17 protein-coding genes are annotated in these 20,680 nt (G+C 43.8%); 3 read left to right on the top strand and 14 right to left on the bottom strand.

Translation table 11 applies throughout. The features are described 5' to 3' along the window. From pssA to CA598_RS08225, 8 genes are all read right to left on the bottom strand, one after another. On the bottom strand, positions 1–525 hold the full coding sequence (gene pssA, locus CA598_RS08260) for a CDP-diacylglycerol--serine O-phosphatidyltransferase (protein WP_094870381.1): 525 nt from the start codon (positions 523–525) through the stop codon (positions 1–3). A gap of 42 nt (positions 526–567) precedes the next feature. Continuing rightward, positions 568–2,322, bottom strand: coding sequence for a sensor histidine kinase (locus CA598_RS08255; protein ID WP_094876197.1), 1,755 nt, complete (start codon positions 2,320–2,322; stop codon positions 568–570). Continuing rightward, the gene (locus CA598_RS08250) at positions 2,319–2,999 is read right to left on the bottom strand and encodes a response regulator transcription factor (protein WP_094876196.1); all 681 of its coding nucleotides are present in this window, start codon (positions 2,997–2,999) and stop codon (positions 2,319–2,321) included. Before CA598_RS08250 ends, CA598_RS08255 begins: the two co-directional genes overlap by 4 nt. A 163-nt stretch (positions 3,000–3,162) precedes the next feature. Next, the gene (locus CA598_RS08245) at positions 3,163–4,491 is read right to left on the bottom strand and encodes a hemolysin family protein (protein ID WP_094870414.1); all 1,329 of its coding nucleotides are present in this window, start codon (positions 4,489–4,491) and stop codon (positions 3,163–3,165) included. A 51-nt stretch (positions 4,492–4,542) separates the two neighbouring features. Beyond that, positions 4,543–5,679 (bottom strand): radical SAM/CxCxxxxC motif protein YfkAB, encoded by a 1,137-nt coding sequence (gene yfkAB / locus CA598_RS08240; protein WP_094870379.1) that lies wholly within the window; start codon positions 5,677–5,679, stop codon positions 4,543–4,545. A 231-nt stretch (positions 5,680–5,910) separates the two neighbouring features. Continuing rightward, on the bottom strand, positions 5,911–7,014 hold the full coding sequence (locus CA598_RS08235; RefSeq protein WP_094876195.1) for an HD-GYP domain-containing protein: 1,104 nt from the start codon (positions 7,012–7,014) through the stop codon (positions 5,911–5,913). A gap of 145 nt (positions 7,015–7,159) precedes the next feature. Further along, complete coding sequence (locus CA598_RS08230; RefSeq protein ID WP_094870377.1) at positions 7,160–7,987, bottom strand: undecaprenyl-diphosphate phosphatase; 828 nt, start codon at positions 7,985–7,987, stop codon at positions 7,160–7,162. Between the two features lie 73 nt (positions 7,988–8,060). Then, complete coding sequence (locus CA598_RS08225) at positions 8,061–9,500, bottom strand: bifunctional metallophosphatase/5'-nucleotidase (protein ID WP_256990399.1); 1,440 nt, start codon at positions 9,498–9,500, stop codon at positions 8,061–8,063. A 136-nt stretch (positions 9,501–9,636) separates the two neighbouring features. Between CA598_RS08225 and CA598_RS08220 the strand changes: the two genes are divergently transcribed. The 3 genes from CA598_RS08220 (at position 9,637) to CA598_RS08210 (ending at position 12,141) form a co-directional block, all read left to right on the top strand. Then, complete coding sequence (locus tag CA598_RS08220) at positions 9,637–10,350, top strand: molybdenum cofactor biosynthesis protein (RefSeq protein ID WP_094876193.1); 714 nt, start codon at positions 9,637–9,639, stop codon at positions 10,348–10,350. A 77-nt stretch (positions 10,351–10,427) separates the two neighbouring features. Further along, positions 10,428–11,468 (top strand): HD-GYP domain-containing protein, encoded by a 1,041-nt coding sequence (locus tag CA598_RS08215; RefSeq protein WP_094876192.1) that lies wholly within the window; start codon positions 10,428–10,430, stop codon positions 11,466–11,468. 424 nt (positions 11,469–11,892) lie between these two features. After that, the gene (locus CA598_RS08210; RefSeq protein ID WP_094876191.1) at positions 11,893–12,141 is read left to right on the top strand and encodes a DUF7667 family protein; all 249 of its coding nucleotides are present in this window, start codon (positions 11,893–11,895) and stop codon (positions 12,139–12,141) included. Positions 12,142–12,210: 69 nt separating this feature from the next. On the opposite strand, the gene CA598_RS08205 is transcribed toward CA598_RS08210, so the two are convergent. The 6 genes from CA598_RS08205 to sufD all read right to left on the bottom strand — a co-directional run bounded on the left by CA598_RS08205 (position 12,211) and on the right by sufD (position 20,676). After that, positions 12,211–14,070, bottom strand: coding sequence for an ABC transporter ATP-binding protein (locus tag CA598_RS08205; RefSeq protein WP_094876190.1), 1,860 nt, complete (start codon positions 14,068–14,070; stop codon positions 12,211–12,213). A gap of 5 nt (positions 14,071–14,075) precedes the next feature. Next, a complete protein-coding gene (locus CA598_RS08200) occupies positions 14,076–15,836 on the bottom strand; it encodes an ABC transporter ATP-binding protein (RefSeq protein ID WP_094876189.1) in 1,761 nt (586 codons plus the stop codon). Between the two features lie 475 nt (positions 15,837–16,311). Beyond that, complete coding sequence (gene sufB, locus CA598_RS08195) at positions 16,312–17,709, bottom strand: Fe-S cluster assembly protein SufB (protein ID WP_042186357.1); 1,398 nt, start codon at positions 17,707–17,709, stop codon at positions 16,312–16,314. A 24-nt stretch (positions 17,710–17,733) separates the two neighbouring features. Beyond that, positions 17,734–18,165 (bottom strand): Fe-S cluster assembly sulfur transfer protein SufU, encoded by a 432-nt coding sequence (gene sufU, locus CA598_RS08190; RefSeq protein ID WP_094870370.1) that lies wholly within the window; start codon positions 18,163–18,165, stop codon positions 17,734–17,736. Then, complete coding sequence (locus CA598_RS08185; RefSeq protein ID WP_094876188.1) at positions 18,152–19,378, bottom strand: cysteine desulfurase; 1,227 nt, start codon at positions 19,376–19,378, stop codon at positions 18,152–18,154. The genes sufU and CA598_RS08185 overlap by 14 nt, the downstream gene beginning before the upstream one ends. Continuing rightward, on the bottom strand, positions 19,375–20,676 hold the full coding sequence (gene sufD / locus CA598_RS08180) for a Fe-S cluster assembly protein SufD (protein WP_094876187.1): 1,302 nt from the start codon (positions 20,674–20,676) through the stop codon (positions 19,375–19,377). Before sufD ends, CA598_RS08185 begins: the two co-directional genes overlap by 4 nt. Positions 20,677–20,680 lie beyond the last annotated feature (4 nt).

Raw genomic sequence — 20,680 nt, 5'->3', positions numbered from 1 at the left:
TCACTTCCTGTTGAAGGATTTTTTAAGTGACGGAAATGGGATACGACTGACCATCATTACGGACAGTATTGCCATTAATACGATGACTAGTCCTGGTTTCATGCGTTCATCTAGTAAAGAAATCATCGACAGAATGACTCCAGCAGCAGTAATGGGCATCCCCACGAACCCTTTGGAAGGCGCCGACAGATTAAATCTGGCCAAACGAAGTGCACCACAGATCAAAAAGAAAACTGAAGCTGCAGGTCCAATCCAGTGAGCATCTTCTAACCTATACAATAAGATAAGGAAGGTTGGCGCTAAACCAAATGATATAATATCCGCCAATGAGTCCAATTGTTTACCGAATTCACTGGTACATTGCAGTATTCTTGCTAGTAATCCATCGAGTACATCGCATATTGCCGCAAACAATATCATTAATAAAGCCAGGCTGTATCGTTCTTGAACCGTGAAATACAAAGATAGTGATCCAAGCCCCAAGTTTCCAAGTGTGCACATTGAAGGCAACCAATTCAATTTCATACGGTTTCACCCCTTTCATTGTAGTATTTTTTGTAGATCCGTTTAACCTTCAAAGGTCACAGTAAAGCTGACGCCGTTCTCCGTATTTTTCACTGTATAAAGACAAGCGTGCATATCTAGTATTCGCTTCGCAATGGAAAGCCCCAGACCTGTACCACCCGTCATTCGACTGCGAGACGGCTCAGACCGATAGAACCGTTCCCAAATTTGCTCCAGCTGATCTTCGGGGATGGATTCTCCTATATTTTGAACTGTGAATACAATAGTCTGGGCATGACTCTCAATATTGACAGTGATAGAACTTCTTTCTTCCGCATGTCTGATAGCATTGGTCATAAAATTCAGCACAACTTGTTCGATCCAGTTCATATCAGCATATATTGGTAATTCGTTCGCAGGAATAATGATGACCTCCAAATGTTTTTCACTCAGCAAGTGAACCAGCTTGTCCGTCACCTTTTCCGTCAATTCACTTAACATGAAGGAAGTTTTCCGAAGTTTAATCGTGCCCGACTCCAATCGAGCTAGATCTAGCATGTTTTTAACAAGAAACTCCATTTTATCTGCTTCCTCAATAATCACCTTAATGTAGTGATCCTGCTTTCCGGCGCTAACACCGTCTTCTAATCCCTCCGCAAAACCTTTGATAATACTGAGCGGTGTCTTCAATTCATGGGAGGCATTAGCAAAAAAGTCCTGCTGCATGATCTCCATTCTTTGTTTCTGCTCCATATCCTCAACCAGCTGCTGGTTGGCCTCTCTTAACTCTCGTAAAGCAGAATCCAGACTTAGTGATAAAGTAAACATGCTATTAGAAAGACTGCCTAGCTCATCCTTCTGCCGAATCGATGTATCCCCTGTAAAGTCCAGAGAAACCATCCGTTTGGCTATGTTGTTTAACTTAATTAGCGGACGCGTGACCATTTTCGAAAAAAAGAGAGAAAGAACCAAAATCAGAACAATACCGCCTATTCCCAGATATAAAAAGAACCAACGCAACGCCTCGTTCGAATCCTTGACTTCCTGTAATGAGGTAACTGTGAATAGTAGTTCAATTTCTCCGTTACTTTGCTTAAGGGGCATGATAATCACAGAATTACGACTCCCACTCCAGGGAGCAATCCAGTCTTGCTTCTGCAATTTCAAATTTTTGAAGTCGTCTATCTGCGCCGGCGTCAATGGAAACCATTCCTCTAGAGCCTCAAACAGTATGCCTTGGCGTGGATTCCATATTTTCATATCAGGCAGTACAATTTCTGCAACTGTACCAGATGCATGAATCATCCCGGTTTCTTCCGTCTCCCCTATTGTCCCGCTCCCTTTTTTTGTAATACTTATAGGGTAGAGTATAACGGGTGAAGAACTGTCTTCATCCAGAAGTTCACCTTCAACGCTCAACTGATCATCTACTTTTATGTTTGCTGCTCTAAGCGCATCCCCGTACTGATTCATGAATAGGGATAAAGAAACAACCATACTCTTTCCATCATCATCAATTAACTTTATATGAAATGGATCTTCCGAATTCATTTTTCCATCCAGCTTCAAAATAACCATTTGTGTTTTATTCCGCAGCATAAACCGAACGAGCTCCTGGGAGGTTCGAGTGCTTCCCCACGGCTCGCTTATATATCTTGCAGCAAAGCTCTTAAGATGTTTCTCCACGCGGTTCTCTTTTTGTTTTTGGTAGAAATTATCAAACAATAGCGTTTGGCTTAGAATGACCATCCCATAAAAGCAGAGGAAAAAGATAACAGTCATCACAAACAGTTTAAAAGTAATTCCGCGTCTTCTCATGCCTCTTCCTCAAACATGTACCCTGTACCAATCACCGTACGAATAAACCGAGATTCATAACCCAATTTACTTCTAAGCTTTTTAATATGACTGTCCACAACTCTGGAGTCTCCTTCAAATTCAATTCCCCAAATCCGACTAAGGATCGTATCCCTTGAAATGACAATCCCTTTATTTCGTATTAAAAGCCATAAAAGATCGTATTCCTTAGGGCTAAGCTCCACTTCCGCATCTTCTACCTCTAACCGATGAGCTAAGGTGTTAAACATCGCAGAACCAAATTTTATTATACTGGATTCAGGCTGATGGGTGCCTTCAACACGCTTCATAAGTGCATTTGCCCGGGCTACCAACACCTTTGGACTAAATGGCTTTGTAACATAATCATCCGCACCTAATTCAAATCCATAGATCTTGTCTTCATCTGTGGACTTGGCAGTTAACAATATGATTGGTATCGCTGATTTCTCACGAACTTCTCGGCACACTTCAAAGCCATTCATGGCAGGCATCATGATATCTAAAATCAGCAGATCCGGCAGCATTGAGTCAAACCAAATCAATGCATCTTTTCCATTATCCGCTTCGAGCACTTCCCAATCATTCTGTATGAAATAATCAGACACCAGTTCACGAATACGAATTTCATCCTCAACGAGAAGAAGCTTCTTTTTCAATCTAGACCCCGCTTTCAAATCATTTATAAACATTAGCATAGTCGAACGCTATGTCCTTTATGTGTCCACAAAAAACTCCCCCTGTCATGAGCCATGCAGCTCTAGCAGGAGGAGTTCATTTTATCCCTGATCACCCGGAACAATACGTACTATTTTCAATAGGTTAATCTTTATCCTCGTCTTGTTCTGAAGAGGTTTCTTCATCCTCCACACGCGGTTCGTGATGAATATTAATTCTAGTAATCCGTAGTCTTGTCGATTCCTCTACTTCAAAAACAACATCTTCAACTTTAACTCGTTTACCCTTACTTGGATTACCTTCCAGCTCCTTAAACAACCAGCCACCTATGGAATCCACTTCATCATCTTCGATCACTACACCTGTAAGATCGTTGACATCTTCAATCAACATCCGGCCCTCAACGGAAATATACTCTCCATTACGTTCCACACTTGGACGCTCATCTTCGAACTCGTCATGAAGATCGCCTACGATTTCTTCCAGAATTTCTTCTGCTGTCAGTAGCCCGGCTGTACCGCCGTATTCATCAACAACTAGCGTTAGCTGAGCTTTATTCTTCTGCATAAATCGCAGTGTGTGGCTAATCTCCATCGATTCCGGTACGTTAAGGATCGGTCGAACCAAAGTCGTAAGATCATTCTGCTGCTCAGGTGGAGCAAACAACAGGTCGGTAATATGAATAAAACCGATAATACGGTCCTTATCTTCAAAGGCAACCGGATAACGTGAATGTCTCGTTTCGGTAATGATCTTCATGTTTTCTTCGAGCGAAAGATTACTGTACAGCACATCCATGTCCGTACGCGGCATCATAACTTCACGTGCGAGCAGATCAGAGAATTCAAAGATATTATCCATCAGCTTCATCTCATCTTTATCAATGACACCACTCTTAGCACTCTGATTCATCAGGATACGAATTTCCTCTTCTGAGTGGGCGGCTTCTCCCTCATTCGCAGGCTCAACACCCACTAAGCGAAGCAATGCGTTCGCCGATGCATTCAGTACCCAGATAAAAGGCATGAACAGATTATAGAAGAACATCAGAGGTGCCGAGAGCAATAGCGCAGACCCTTCTGTTCTTTGAATTGCAAGGGATTTCGGTGCAAGCTCCCCAAGTACAATATGTAAAAATGTAATAATTGAAAATCCAATAACAACAGAAACGGTAGAAATCAGAGTACCATCGGTAATTCCCATCTTATACATTAACGGTTCGACGAGCAGCTCAGAAATGGCCGGCTCACCGACCCAACCTAACCCCAGTGAGGCAAGTGTTATCCCGAATTGGGTGGCAGATAAGTACGAATCCAGTTTCTTATTGACCTTGAGTGCATATCCAGCCATTTTATTACCTTCACTGACAAGTTGGGTCAGACGAGACTGTCTGACCTTAACTAATGAGAACTCCGCTGCTACAAAAATACCGTTCAATAATACGAGCACCAGAACAAGCAAAAGATTAAGCATTAATCTCCCAACTTCAAATTCCGTATGCACCACGTTAACAACGCCTCATTTCTACAGATTGATCGCTTTTCTAGTTTTGAAGTCCACTTCCGGATAATACATATCCGCTACTAACAGGTTAGGTCCGCAACAACCAGCTGCATCGCAGTAACAGTTTACCTTCTGGTTCAGCGGATGCTTCGTCTGCCAATCGATAAATATATCATCCAATTTTTGGTTATCTATGTTGCCAAAGGCTGCGATATCCGCGAAATCTGTAACAAAAACATCTCCAGTAAACATATTTACGTTCACACGATTCCGACCATCCGGATCATTACGAAGCGTAACATTCTTCTCTGCACGCATTCTACTTAGCAACTTCTGATCTTCTTCCAGGAAGCTACATGCAAAAAACGGAAGCGTGCCGAACAGCATCCATACCTCTGGATCACGCTGGTCCAGTAACGAATGGATCGCAGTCCGCATTTCATTTAAGGACAACACTGGCAGTGCGGAAGCAAAGCTTGAATTGTACATCGGATGAACCTCATGTCGTTTTGCTCCCATGTCAAGAATCAGCTTATGAATTTCAGGCAGCTTAGTGTGGGTACGGTAATTAATCATAGTTTCCGCAGAAATTAACATACCATCCTCACTTAACTGACGAGAGTTCTCAATCATTGTATTATATAACCGGTAAGCGGCTTCCTTGGCAACCGCATGACCACTGTTCGCAAAACCGACTTCATGAAAATCATCACCGTTCACATAATTAAATGAAATATGCATAACGTCCAGATAAGGAAGCAGCTTCTCATATCGGGAATATGGCATTGTCAGATTAGAATTAATTTGTGATCTGATTCCCCGCTCCTTGGCGTACTTCAACAATGGCACAATGATATTATCTACTGTTCCGGCGCGGAACATAGGCTCTCCGCCTGTAATACTAATGGTCTCCAGATGTTCAACTTCCTCTAAACGGTCTAGCATATTCTTAAGGGGTAGCATATCCCCTTCTCTAGAGGTTAGACTATCACCTACAGCACAGTGCTCGCATCGCATATTGCATAAATTGGTTACAGTGAATTCCACACTCGTTAGCACATGGCGGCCATGCTTACGTAGAGAAGTGATTGGATCCCATGGATCGTAACTTGGCGACAGCTCCCTCGGTGAAGATATTAATGGTCTTAAAACATTCATTTGTACTAGCTCCTTTAAATCTTATTCCTATTATTAACCCAAAATCATGAAGAAAGAACGATGACTTACCCTATATCATACCACGTTAGTCAAAAAAACTGCACTTTGGATGTCTTTCTGGCCGTCTTTACTTACCTTACATTTCAAAAAAATAAAAGCAGCGAGACGAAAAATAGGCTTCCGACATCTCTTCGGACAAGCCTAATCTTCTCTCCACGCTGCTATAAATAATCAATTTTGCGTTTCCAAAGAACCGCCTTGTTCTGCGACGTCAATAATAACAACGGAGAGGGCTTTACTAAGATCTCGTTCAAATGGTACGACTTTCTCTCCTTCAGCACCCGTAAGCACACGTATGGTGGGCCTGTGAGGCGTACTTGGATCTATTTTGACCACAACCCCGCTCTCACCCGTACTAAGCTTCACCGTAAGTCCCAGCGGATAGATAGCTACACGATCTCTAAACAACTCTAAATGCTTCTGCTCATACAAAGTACCGGAACCAACATAGAGGGCCTCAACGGCTTGATGTGGCAGCATAGCCTTTTTGTAGACTCTATTGGAGGTCATGGCATCGTAGGAGTCCGCTATACCCAGCCACTTGGCATATTCATGGATTTGGGGTCCTGTTAATCCCCGAGGATATCCGGAACCGTCGATGCGTTCATGATGCTGCAAGGCACAATGTGCTGCGAGCAGCGGGATATTCGGTTCCTCCTTTAGAATCTGAAACCCGATTTCGGTATGAGCCTGCATGTGGCGGAATTCTTCATCACTGAGCCTGTCGGGTTTCTGTACGATTTTTATCGGAATTTGTGTCTTCCCAATATCATGCAGCAGCGCGCCAAGCCCAATCACTCGAAGTTCCTCTTTGCTATACCCGTGAGCTATACCAAGCACTAAAGTGTACAAGCAGACATTCAGGGAATGGACATATAAATAGTTATCAGCAGTGTGCATATCCATCAGCATGATCATCGGATCTTCTTGCAAAGACATATCATCTAAAATATTATCCATGATCTTAGAAAATTTTTTGTCCAGATGATACAGACCCTTGGTAATTCCTGAAGCCCCAGACATATGCTGAAATTGATTACGAATCACCTTTAGGGCCTGATTGCGCGTCTCATCCTGTAGAATACTAGTAATCACAATATCGTCTGTGACAGAATCCTCTATGTAGATATAGCCGATGTCAATCCTTGCAAGACGCTTGATCAATGCATCCGTAAGCTCCACCCCATCCGCGAGTAGAGTTAGACCTTCATCATTATATATTTTTTTACCTAATTTCATGCCTGCTTGAAGCTGATTCACGGATACTAAACGCACTAAACTCACTCCTGCCTTTAACGGTAAAATACTATTCTGTATTGAAATCCTTGGGCAACACGCTTTGTCTATACCGTTTTGATGGACATTCAGACAGGTGTACCTTTAAGAAAATCAGATGTGTCTAGGTATATGCCAATGGACATTAACGCATAATAAACAACCAGAATACAGCAGCAAGTATGAATCGATAGATCGCGAAATGCGTTAATCTAATTTTCTGAATCAATTTCATAAACAAAATGACTACTATATACGCCACTACAAAAGAAATCAAAAATCCAATTACAAAATAACCAATCGACTCACTTGTGAAATCTTTATACGAATCCAGCAGTTCATATCCGGAAGCCGCACACATGATAGGAATCGCTATGAGGAAGGAAAAATCCGCAGAGGCCTTATAGCTGACCCCGCTTAACATCCCTCCAGAAATCGTAGACCCGGAGCGGGAGAAGCCAGGCCAGAGGACCGAAATAATCTGATACAATCCAATCGCCAGCGCCTGTCCGTAAGACAAATCATCCAGTTCGTGAGCAGTAATCCGTATTTTGCGTCTGTTCACCCATTCTGCTACAATCATTAGAATCCCTCCGGCCACAAGCGCCCAGAGCACAGTGGAAGCACCAAAGAGACTTTTGATAAAATCACGGGCAAAAAATGCCACAGCAAGCGCTGGGGCAATCCCAAGAATCACATGAATTAAATTCAGACGGGATGCCGGCATAACGCCTCCTCTGCCCGAACTACTACGTCCTATCCCTAGCAAATTAAGCACACGCTTGCGGTAAACAAGTGCAATCGCCAAAATCGCCCCTAGTTGAATTACAATTTCATAAGTCTTCATAATCGAATCTTGCTCAGCGAAACCCAATAGCTTCGTAGTCAAGATCATGTGCCCGGTCGAAGATACAGGAATAAATTCAGTGATCCCTTCGACAATTGCTAGAATAATAGCGGTAATCGTGTCCATAACTGTCCTCCTATTTTTGGAAATCTAGCACTGTTAGATCGAGCCTATAAGTGTAGATTATGAGCTGTTGGCCTTATTCAGACTTAGCCTCCCAGCGAGTAAGCAAGCATTCATCGAGGCTGTTTGGACGCTGTAACTCCATCCGCAAGAGATCGCGCAAAAAATGTGGTAATAGAAACAAAGCATCCTTCCCATTCGCGATCGTCTCATAGCCAGCCCTGAAAGTAAACATGTCCAGCGTACCAACATTATACTCTCTTTCATCCTCCAGTGGGTTTCCTTCGACAAAAACTGCAACACTCTTATCATACGGTATCTTTAGTGGGTCGTACAAGATTTTTAATCCATCTACTGCCAAACTGCCCAGATGAATCCCGCGGAAACCGTACCCGTAGATGACCTTATTATAAAATTCCTCTGTAAGGCTCTGTTCCAAAGCTGTGCGAATATCTTTACCCTTTAGCTTAATTATGCAAGTATTGATGGGAGAAGGACAAAGTGCGTGTAGCATCCCTGTCGTAACCTCGCCTTCCGGCAATGGTCCTAGCAGTTGACCCGTGTTAACTAATGACAAACTAGTTCCTGTAAATCTACGTACTGCTTGTGCCAGAAGATTGCCAAAAGGAGACTCTCCCTGCAAATCCAAAGGAAGCTCACGATCTGTAATCGCTACTACTGTCTGAAGAGATTCACGACCATGCTCCAAATGAATTGCGACGGCAGGACCTACAATCCCTTCCTTAAGTAAGGGGTCAATTGAAATACAACCACCTGTAACCAGGTAGAATTCAGCTTGTTCATCTCTCCGCTCAAATTGCAACTTCCCAAGATATCGCCCGAATTTCCCCGCTCCGCATACCGCTGTTCCGTTAATCATGAGCGGCTCTTCCAGCAAATGATGCGTATGTCCACCAAGAATGGCATGTACGCCCTCTAACCGTTCTGCCAGAATTTTATCCGTAGGAAGTCCGAGATGAGATAGAACGATTAAAATATCCACCTGTGGCGCTAAAAGTTGGCATTGTTCCCGGAGCGCAGTCTCAGGATCTAAAGCATCCCAGCCCAAAAGGGAATAGAACGAAGTAAATGCCGCTGTTGCTCCGGTCACTCCAATTCTAATTCCATCCTTCTCCAAGATCGCATGACACTTCATCCAGCTTGGTGGCTTTCCTGTCGAAGACTCTACAAAATTACAACAAACTACCGGACACTGTAACCCGGCAAAAATAGATGACAACATTTCCTGTGAGAACGTAAGTCCCTCATTATTGCCAATGGTTACAGCATCATATCCTGTTAAGTTTAATACGTCGATGTTAGCCTGACCCATAGTGCCTTCTGTTTCAACAGCTGCACGATCCATATGATCACCAATATCCAGCAGCAGTATAGGCTCTTCTCCCGCTGCAGCCCTTTGTGCGAATATTTCCGCTGCCATCGGACTTACCATTTCAAAATGGCTATGTATATCATTGGTATGAAGTATGGTCAGTCTTTGCGGCACATGCCCCATAAGCAACATTCCTCCTACCCTTGAGCTGCTCTTTAATGAAGCAGTCGGTGCGTGATCTTATAGAGCCTAGCATAACATTTTCAGACACATTATGGTATATTGAAGACATCAGATCATACATCAGAGGAGAATAAAAATGCATATTACTATCCGACTATTCGCGGGTCTGGCTGAGACAATCGGCTCTTCTTCTCTGTCCTTCCAAGCGACTGAGATTCCCTTAACAGCTGGCAAGCTGAAGGAGCTTCTATCTGCCTCTTATCCGAACGCAGCATCCCAAATTGGGGCTTCTTTAATTGCCATTGACCAAGAATATGCTCCTGATGATTCTATCATCACAGCGTCTTCCGAAGTCGCACTTATTCCTCCAGTTTCCGGGGGGGAGAATGGCACTATATATGAAACTTCTACTAATGGTCTCTACAGTATATCGGACCAGCCTTTAAATGCAGAGAAGCTTCTAAATGCTGTTCTTGACGTCGATCACGGAGCATCCTTAGTATTTATCGGCACTACACGTGAAATGACCGGTGAACAACGTACAACCGCACTTCATTATGAAGCCTATATTCCTATGGCCTTAAGTAAACTAGAGGAGATTGGTAAAGAGGTCAAGAACCGCTGGAGCGCAAACTGCGCCATATCTCACCGCATTGGGCATGTAGGTTTAAAGGAAGCAAGTGTTATCATTGCCATCTCCACACCCCATCGCGATACCTGTTACGAAGCCAGCCGCTTTGCCATTGAACGATTGAAACAGACGGTTCCCGTTTGGAAAAAAGACATTAATGAATCGGGCCAACATTGGGTGAACGCTGATCAAAAAGCTATCGATATAACCTCCAAATAATCTTTTCTCCTTTTTGATTGAAAAATCTGAACTTTGTTGATATTCTGGATAAAATCGGATAAAAGGTGGCATAGGCATTGAGAGTACACGTCTCGGATCTAAAACCTGGTAATCACCTTAACGCGGACGCGTATAGTTCTAGGGGTTTACATGTATTACCAAAAGGATCGCTGCTCCAAATAAATGATATTGCCAAGCTGATGCAGCTCGGAGTTGATTATGTTGATATCGAGACGTTAGAGGAAGAGGTATCACCCCTCAGCAGACCTTCAATTATTCAAACGGTGACCACTAGTTTTGATACCATGATTGACGGCTTCGAGTCTCTTTATATGGAAGCGTTATTAAAAGGAAGCTTCAACCAATCCGTGGTAAACGACATTCTTCAGCCTTCGCTTCAAACTTTGGACAAGCATAAAGATGTAGTGTCCCTCCTGCTTTTGCTAGATCGGGAAGATAACTATACCTATAATCACTCCCTTCAGGTAGGCATGCTCTCTTATTATATTGCGATATGGCTTGGTTATTCCAAACAAGAATGCTATGAAATTGGCCGTGCAGGATATTTGATTGATATTGGAAAATGTCGGATTTCACCCTCTCTCTTGAATAAACCAGGCAAGCTAACGCCAGATGAGTTCGAGGAAATCAAACTACATACAAAGTACGGCTACGAAATTATACGGAATTCCATGGACGATTCTTACACAGCTTTGGCTGCTCTCCAACATCATGAACGTGAGGACGGCTCTGGCTATCCGAGCGGTCTAACCAAAGCCGATATTCATCCTTATGCACAAATCGCAGCTGTAGCTGACATCTATAGTGCAATGACTTCTAAACGAGTCTATCAGTCGAAGCAAGAGCTTATTTCCGTCCTGCGTGAAATAAACAATCTAAGCTTCGGTAAACTGAATGCTAGAACGGTTCAAGCGTTTATCCAGCATTTAATGCCCAATTTCATCGGCAAGCGTGTGTTGCTGGACACAGGTGATATTGGCGTGATTATTATGAACAATATGGTCGATATTTTCCGTCCACTGGTAAAGATTGACGGAATGTTCGTGGATCTTTCCCGCGAACGGAACGTTACCATTGTAGAAATTTATATGGACTAAGACGTTTCGATTCATGATCCCCCGTTTTCTTTCGGGGGGATTTTTTCTGTTGTATTTTGTGCAACAGAATTTATGTATATTGAGCTGGAATGTAGTTCTGTTGTATTTTCTGCAATCAATAATAGTAAAATGCCCTTTAATAGCACATTTTTTGAATAACAGTTGCACAAAGTACAATAGATGTTATTTTGTGAGCGGTAAAGGAGCTTTCTATTGTAGATACTGCAATAGAAAGCTCCGAATCCAGAATGCTAATTCTGTACCTTCCTTTATCAAACCTTCCTTTAAATATCCCACAGGTTCTCCCATTGCTCAAAATCCTTAATCATTTGTAACCTTCCTATCATTATTCTCATGATGATTGAATTACAATTTTTTTGGCGAGACTAATATGTGGCTTAACTATTTCCAGGAGGTAAAATGTATGCTTCCAGTCCATGAACGTCTTGCCGAGCTATACACTCTAAGTCGTCTACGTCAGCTTACAGCCTCCGAAGAAACGGAACAACAGCAATGCCTTCAGGTGAATGCTACTTACTGCTTCGAGATGGCACGACTACAGAATGAAATACTGTTAGCGGAACAAACAACGGATACACAGTGGCATCAGGATATTTGTGCCCAAATGTTTGAGCTACGTATAACGGGTAGATTACCTAAACGCCCGAAATAATTGGATGTACGATATAAAACAGCCCACTCCTCATTTGCTTTCGCAAGGGGAATGGGCTGTTGTTCTTTGCTATAGAAAGCGGAACTGCGCTTCTATTAATCCGTTATACACACCATCACGTGATGTCAGTTCCCGGTGGGTTCCTTCTTCTTTAATCTCACCATGGTCCAGAACGACTATTTTATCCGCATGGCGAATGGTAGATAGTCTATGAGCGACGATAAAGGAGGTCCGGCCCTGAAGTAAGATTTTGAGTGCCTCTTGAATCTTCAGCTCCGTTTCTGTATCAATACTTGCCGTAGCTTCATCAAGGATCAGAATCCGTGGATTCGCCAATAATGCACGGGCAAAGGAGAGCAGCTGACGCTGTCCCATGGACAAGGCACTACCACGCTCTTCTACCTCTGTCTCATACCCGCCAGGAAGCTTCATAATAAAGTCATGGGCGTCTACGGCTTTCGCAGCATTTTCCACTTCTTCATCGGTAGCATCCAGTCGGCCAAATCGGATATTATCGCGAATCGTTCCTGAGAAGATGAAGGTGTCCTGCAGCACGATTCCGATCTGCCTTCTCAGACTATCTAGTGTAACTTCACGGATATCTTCACCGTCAATCGTAATTCTTCCGCTCTTAATATCATAGAACCGGCCAATCAGATTAATAATTGTACTTTTCCCTGAGCCAGTATGACCCACCAGCGCGATCGATTGCCCAGCTTTTACATCCAGATCGATGCCTTTTAAAGCCGCCCGACCTTTTTCATATTCAAAAACAACTTTATTAAAGGTAATATCTCCACGAATCATCCCTAGTGGTTTAGCCCCTGGATTATCTTGAACCGAAGGCTTCTCATCCAAATATTCAAAGATCCGTTCTGAGGAAGCCATCGCTACCAGGAGCTGGTTATACATCTGCCCCAGACGGTTGATCGGGTCCCAGAAGTTGCTGACATAAGAACTGAACGCTACCAGCAAACCGACAGTAAGCTCGCCAGATTGGATGAGATACGCTCCTAGCCAAAAGAGGATCATCGTTCCAAAACCACCAGTGATCTCGATCATCGGCCCGAAAGCTTGGTTCATCGCAGATGCTTTATTCCAGGACTTTTTGCTGTCTGTATTCATAAAATCGAAATAATTCATGTTTTCACGTTCTTGTGTATAGGCCTGTGTGACTCTGATCCCCTGAATCGATTCGTTTAAGTGAGAATTAATTCTAGAGTTCTTCATCCGCACATCCTGCCAAGCGATCCGAATCTTCTGACGCAGCTTAGTAGAAATAAAGAACATGATCGGAACCGTAACCATTACTGCAAGACCAAGTTTCCAGTTGATCAATAACAGAATAATGGTAATCCCCAAAAGCTGTACACAGTCAATCATCAGATTGACTACCCCGTTCGTGAACAAATCCTGCAGTGAGTTGATATCATTCGTTACACGTACTAATACCGAGCCTGCCGGGCGTTTATCGAAGAAGTTAAAAGAGAGCTTCTGAATATGCTTGAACAAGTCAGAACGCAAGTCATAAATGACTCTTTGTCCAATGATGTTCGTGTACTTAATCCGGTACACACCTGCAATCCATTGAATGAGATATAAGACAATGACACCTGCCGTAAGCGAATAAAGAAGTGTTAAGCTTGGATTCCCAACCTTAGGTGCTATAGCACGGTCGATAGCTAAACTTGTCAAGAAAGGAACGGTCAGCTTCGTAATGGTTCCCAGAATCATCATGATAGATACCAGTGGAAGCATCTGTTTGGCGTAAGGCTTCATATAGCTGAATAATCTGGTGAACTGCTTCCAGTCAAACGCTTTGTCGATAACATCATCGTCTTTGTACACGAAACGTTCATCAAGTGTCTTCTGCTCGGCTGCTTTACGCTTTGCTACCGTAGCGGTGTTCTGTTTGGCTTCAAGTTTCATATGCCTCACTCCTCCCCTCTTCCGGTAGCTCTGGCCAGATAGTCAGCATATTGTATCCGGTATACATCTTGGTATGGGCCCGGAACCTCAATTAGCTCCTGATGAGTACCACGCTGCTGAACATGACCTTCGTTCATGACAATGATCTGATCCGCATGTCGCAAGGAGGATATCCGATGGGCAATTATAAGTGTTGTACGCCCATTCATGACCTCCTGGAATCCCGCTTGAATCTCATGTTCCGTTTCCATATCGACCGCACTAGTCGCATCGTCGAGGATGAGGATACGCGGATTCTTAAGCAGGGCTCTTGCGATCGCAATCCGCTGCTTTTGTCCGCCAGAGAGCCCCATCCCGCGTTCACCCACTACAGTGTCATAGCCGTCTGCCATCTCCATGATGAAATCATGCGCCTTTGCCAGCTGTGCAGCACGGATAATCTCCTCCATGCTTACATTTTTCAAACCATATGAGATATTGTTGCGGATGGATGAGGAGAACAGGAATGTTTCCTGGAATACGGTGGCAATCTGTGACCGCAGACTGCGCACACTATATTCTCTAATATCAATGCCATCCAGCGTAATACTCCCTTCATTGACATCATAAGCACGCATCATCAGTTGAGTAATAGTGGATTTACCTGAACCTGTGCCTCCAAGAAATCCGATAATTTCACCTGATTTGGCTTCAAAATGGATGTCAGTAACAGCAGGCATTTTGTTCCCGTACGCAAAGGTGACATGATTAAAGGCAACGTCCCCTTTAACCTCGGAAGGCACCAGTTCACGGGCATCCTCTTTATCCTTCACATCAATTTTTTGATTAAGTACTTCAAGTACACGTTCTCCCGAAGCTTTGGACTGTGTATAGTTATTAATATGAAAGCCTAGCCCCCATACCGGTCCAATGATGTACCAAATCAAACTGAAGAAGGCAACCAATTCCCCTAGTGACATTTTCCCGTTAATGACAAGTGTACCACCTACGCCTAACAGGATAGCTATACTCACCGATGCTAAAAGCTCCATGACAGGAAAGAACTTACTCCAGAGCTCTGCGGCAAAAATCTGATTATTCTTATAACGTTCATTACGGTGTGAGAATTTCTCAACTTCGTGAGCCTCTCTAGCAAACGATTTGACAGTTCGCACACCCGTGATATTCTCCTGTACAGCCGTTGTCAGAGAACTCAGCGCAAGGCGCATCTCTTGGAAGGCCGGATGAATCTTGGACTCAAATCTTAAAGCTACTGCTGCCAGAAATGGCATAGTAATCAAAGTAACCAATGTTAGCTGCCAATTAATGGTGAACATCATAATAGAACCAAAGAACACCATAAAAAACACATTTAGCAACTGAGCAAAACCAAAACCGATAAAGTTCCGAATCGCTTCCAAATCCCCGGTCAGCCGGGACATCAGATCTCCTGTTTTCGCGGTATCATAATAACGGAAAGATAGAAATTGCAATTTCTCATAACAAGCGTTACGTAGCCTATATGCTAGAAAATTACCTAACCGCCCTCCGTAAAAACCATGTGCAAATTGCAGGCATGCTTTTACGATTACTACAGCTAACACACTGAGAGCCAACACAGGCACCTCTTTAAACTTGAGTGGAACAATTACTTCATCGATCAGCTTCCTTAACAAATTGGGGGTAATTAGCCCCACTGCAGTTGCGGCGGCCAAGCATACAATCGAAAGAATTAAATAATGCAGCTTCTCTCGGTAATAGCCTCGCAGTTGCCTGAGAACATCCATATCTCTCCTCCTTAAAGCTTTACGAAGTAAATCTGACCTTCGTAAGCATAGACTTAGCTTTACTTCGTAAAGCTATTTTTTAGCGCTTTCAATTTAGTGACTTTAAGCAGTGTATCATCCCTAATTTAAAGCGGCAAAGGGTAGAATTGAGCGTTTATCCTGTTATTTCGGAAAAAAGACCCATATATAGGTGATAAACGACCATCATTGTCTTAAAATACTCGAGTTTCCTCCTTAATGCTGTTGAATTAAGAAACATCATAATCCTTAATGTGACCGCCCCCTCCAAAAAAAACTTTTATCATGCTTTTTTGCATAAAATTTGGATTTTAGGCCTCTCAAATGAAAACCTCACTTCAATTTCCAATAAAAAAATACGTATACGAGTGACTTGAGCATAAAAGCATCAAGATCACTGCGAATACGTATTTTGTATTACTTATTAGAGTGAAGCCGGAACCTTGATAAATCAAGGTTAACCGATACTTCCCTCCATTTCGAATTTGATCAAACGGTTCATTTCGACTGCATATTCCATCGGCAGTTCTTTGGTGAACGGTTCGATGAAGCCCATAACGATCATTTGAGTTGCCTCAGCTTCTGTTAGGCCGCGGCTCATTAGATAGAACAGCTGCTCCTCAGAAACTTTGGATACCGTTGCTTCGTGCTCAAGAACGATGTTATCGTTCATGATTTCATTGTAAGGAATCGTATCCGAAGTGGATTCGTTATCCAAAATGAGTGTATCACATTTGATGTTCGATTTCGCACCTTCTGCCTGACGGCCGAAGGAAGCAAGACCACGATAAGTCACTTTACCGCCGTGCTTACTAATTGATTTCGATACAATGGTGGAAGTTGTGTCTGGAGCCAAATGGATCATCTTGGCGCCTGCATCCTGATGCTGGCCTTTACCCGCTACCGCGATGGACAGCACTGAACCTTTAGCTCCACGGCCTTTAAGAACAACCGCAGGGTATTTCATAGTCAGCTTGGAACCGATGTTGCCATCGACCCATTCCATCGTAGCATTCTCTTCTGCAACCGCACGTTTAGTAACGAGGTTGTAGATGTTTGGAGCCCAGTTCTGAATCGTAGTATAACGAACGCGTGAGTTCTTCATACACAAGATTTCAACAACCGCACTATGCAGAGAATTCGTGCTATAGATTGGCGCTGTACAACCTTCTACATAATGCACGAAGCTGTCTTCGTCAGCGAGGATCAAGGTACGCTCAAATTGTCCCATGTTCTCGGAGTTAATACGGAAGTAAGCCTGCAAAGGAACTTCACATTTCACACCTTTAGGAACGTAGATGAAGCTTCCGCCTGACCAAACTGCACTATTAAGTGCTGCAAATTTATTATCGGTTGGAGGGATGATCGTCCCGAAGAACTTCTTAAGAAGTTCAGGATGTTCACGCAGTGCAGTATCGGTATCTGTAAAAATAACCCCTTGATCTTCAAGGCTCTTCTGCATGCTGTGGTATACAACCTCAGATTCATATTGTGCCGAGACGCCGGCGAGGAACTTCTGTTCCGCTTCAGGAATACCCAGCTTATCAAAGGTTTCCTTGATTTCGGAAGGAACTTCTTCCCAGGTCTTCCCTTGTTTCTCGGAAGGTCTTACATAATATTGAATATCCTCAAAATCTAAATCGTCCATATTGCCGCCCCATGTAGGCATTGGCATTTTACGGAACTGTTCAAGGGATTTTAAGCGGAAATCAAGCATCCACTGTGGTTCATTTTTGATTGCTGAAATTTCTTTAACAATTTCGGCCGTCAAACCTTTACCAGACTGGAATATCGACTTATGCTCATCACGGAACCCGTACTGGTATTCTTCCATATCAGGCGCTTTCTTAGCCATGGTGTCAGCCTCCTTGTTCTACTATTATTTATGTTGCTCTTCTTCGTCAATTCCTTTACGAAGTGCGTTCCAAGCCAGTGTTGCGCATTTGATCCGCGCAGGAAATTTATTCACACCCGATAGGGCTTCGATATCTTCATACTCTCCAAAATCCACATCTTCACCCTTCATCAGTAAGGAGAAGTTATCAGCTAGTTCAAGCGCACGTTCAACCGTTTGTCCTTTGATCGCCTCAGTCATCATCGAAGCCGATGACATACTGATCGAACAACCTTCACCGTTATAACGGGCATCTTTTACGATTCCATCCTCTACCTTAAGCTGAAGTGTAATACGGTCACCACAAGTTGGGTTATTCAGTTCAATTTTCAGAGCATCATCTTCAAATGAACCACGATTCCGAGGACTTTTATAATGATCCATAATTACGCGTCTGTACAAGTCATCCAAGTTCATAGCCGAAGTACTCCTTTGTCTTGATTAAAGCGTCCACCAGTCGATCTACATCCTGCTCGGTGTTATACAGGTAAAAGCTCGCACGTGCTGTTGAACTGGCTTCCAGCCAGCGCATCAGCGGCTGACAGCAGTGATGACCAGCACGGATGGCAATACCCTCCGCATCTAGTACTGTAGCGACATCATGCGGGTGAACGTCACCCAGATTAAAGGTGACAACGCCAACCTCACGATTGTGAGGACCATAAATAGTTAAACCATCTATTTCAGATAGACGTTGCTCTGCGTATGCTGCAAGCTGCTTCTCATGGCTGTGAATCGCATCCATGCCGATTTCTTGCAAGAAATCTACTGCCGCACCTAATCCAACAGCACCCGCAATGATCGGTGTGCCTCCCTCGAACTTCCAAGGGAGTTCCTTCCATGTCGATTCGTAGAGACCGACATCATCAATCATTTCGCCACCGAACTCAACAGGCTCCATAGCTTCCAAAAGTGCTCTTTTGCCGTACAAAGCTCCAATTCCAGTCGGTGCTAGCATTTTATGTCCGGAAAGTGCATAGAAATCACAATCCAGATCCTGCATATCAACCTTCATATGAGGTGTGCTCTGTGCGCCGTCTACGACAATTACCGCACCGTTACGATGAGCAATTGCCGCAAGCTCTTTAATCGGATGAGTTACTCCCATAACATTAGATACATAAGCGATAGCAACGATCTTAGTTTTATCCGTAATCGTCTTCTCAGCATCTTGAAGCGTAATCGTTCCGTCAGGTTGCAACGGTATATATTTTAAAGTAGCACCTGTCTTCTTAGCTAGCTGCTGCCAAGGGATCAAATTACTATGATGCTCCATCAGGGTGATGACAATTTCATCGCCTTCACCCACTGCAGATGGCCCGTAAGAAGAGGCAACAAGATTTAGGGCAGTGGTTGTGCCGCGCGTAAAGATGATTTCTTTAGTGCTGCGGGCGTTAATAAACTTAGCTAGCTTCTCCCGGGCTCCCTCGTAGGCATCTGTTGCACGGCTGCCTAGAGTATGGACGCCACGGTGTACGTTGGCGTTATCCCACTCATAATACGACTTGACCGCCTCAATCACTTGACGAGGCTTCTGTGAAGTAGCAGCACTGTCCAGATAGACCAGTGGATGTCCGTTCACATTCTGGTTCAGTATGGGAAATTGCTCCCGGATGGCATTGCTAATCATTGACCTAACTTCCTTTCCACAAGAGATTGGAGCTGATTGCGCAGTCCCTCTAGTGGAATTTGCGACACAACAGGAGCCAAGAAGCCATAGATGATCAGAGTTTCTGCATCATGCCGTGTAATTCCGCGGGACATCAGGTAAAAGACTTGCTCGTGATTGACCTGTCCTACGGAAGCGGCATGGCCTGCTGTAACATCATCTTCATCAATCAGCAGGATCGGATTGGCGTCACCACGGGCTTTTGGACTCAGCATCAATACTTTCTCCGTTTGCTGACCGTCGGCTCTTGTAGCACCTTTCTCGATCTTGGTAATTCCGTTGATGATAGAAGTCGCATTATCACGCATAACCGCACGAGTGATCATGTCACTTGGGGTATTTTTGCCGAAATGCTGAGCTTGAGTAGTGTAATTCAGTTTCTGTGATCCCGTACCCACAGCAATTACTTTAGCATCCGAGCTAGAGCCATTACCTTTAAGCACAGACTTGGTATCACTTGCTGTATCACCATAGTTCATCTCTCCAACAATCCATTCGATCGTTCCGTCATTCTCAACAACAGCGCGGCGGTAAGTCACATCTGTTGTATCCACGCCCAGCTGATGCACTGTAGCATAACGTACTTTAGCGCCTGCACCCACGAATACTTCTACAGCACCATTGTGCAAGCCAGCTTCCTCTTTATCCGACACATAGTTGTCTACATATGTCAGGGAACTATTAGTATCCGCTACAACAAGAATGTGAGGAACAAACGAAGCTTCCGCATCATCTGTTAACAGCACCGCCTGAAGTGGAGTTTCAACCACTACATTCTTAGGAACATAGAGGAATACTCCACCGTTCCATAATGCTGCATGAAGCGCAGCGATTGAATGCTCGTCAGGTTGAATTGCCTTATGCAGGTACCGTTGTACCAAATCTCCATGCTCTTTAACAGCTGTTTGCAGATCGGTAAAAATAACACCCTGTGCTGCAAGTTCAGGCGCTAGTCGTGTATATACTGCACCAGAGTTACGTTGAATAATCAGACTGCCTTCTTCCTGATCCTTGATCAAGGAGGAAATGGAAGCAGGTGCATCCTTCAGTGAAGCAATGGTTTCGCTTGCTTTGTAGCTACCATAATTGTTCACATTCCAACGATCGATCCGTGTCTTCTCTAATTTAGGCAGTGTCAGAGTAGCTGCCAGTTCAAGTGCTTTCAAGCGGCTTTCTTTCAGCCAACCCGGTTCGCCGCTACTATGCGATAATTCGCTCAAGCGCTCGGCATCCACCGGAAGAATGGTCTGTGTCGTCATAAGT

Source organism: Paenibacillus sp. VTT E-133291, from assembly GCF_002264395.1.
GTDB lineage: Bacteria > Bacillota > Bacilli > Paenibacillales > Paenibacillaceae > Paenibacillus_AQ > Paenibacillus_AQ nitricinens.
The sequence above is the reverse complement of the archived record's forward strand: the minus strand, read 5'-3'. Positions and strand labels throughout refer to the sequence as shown.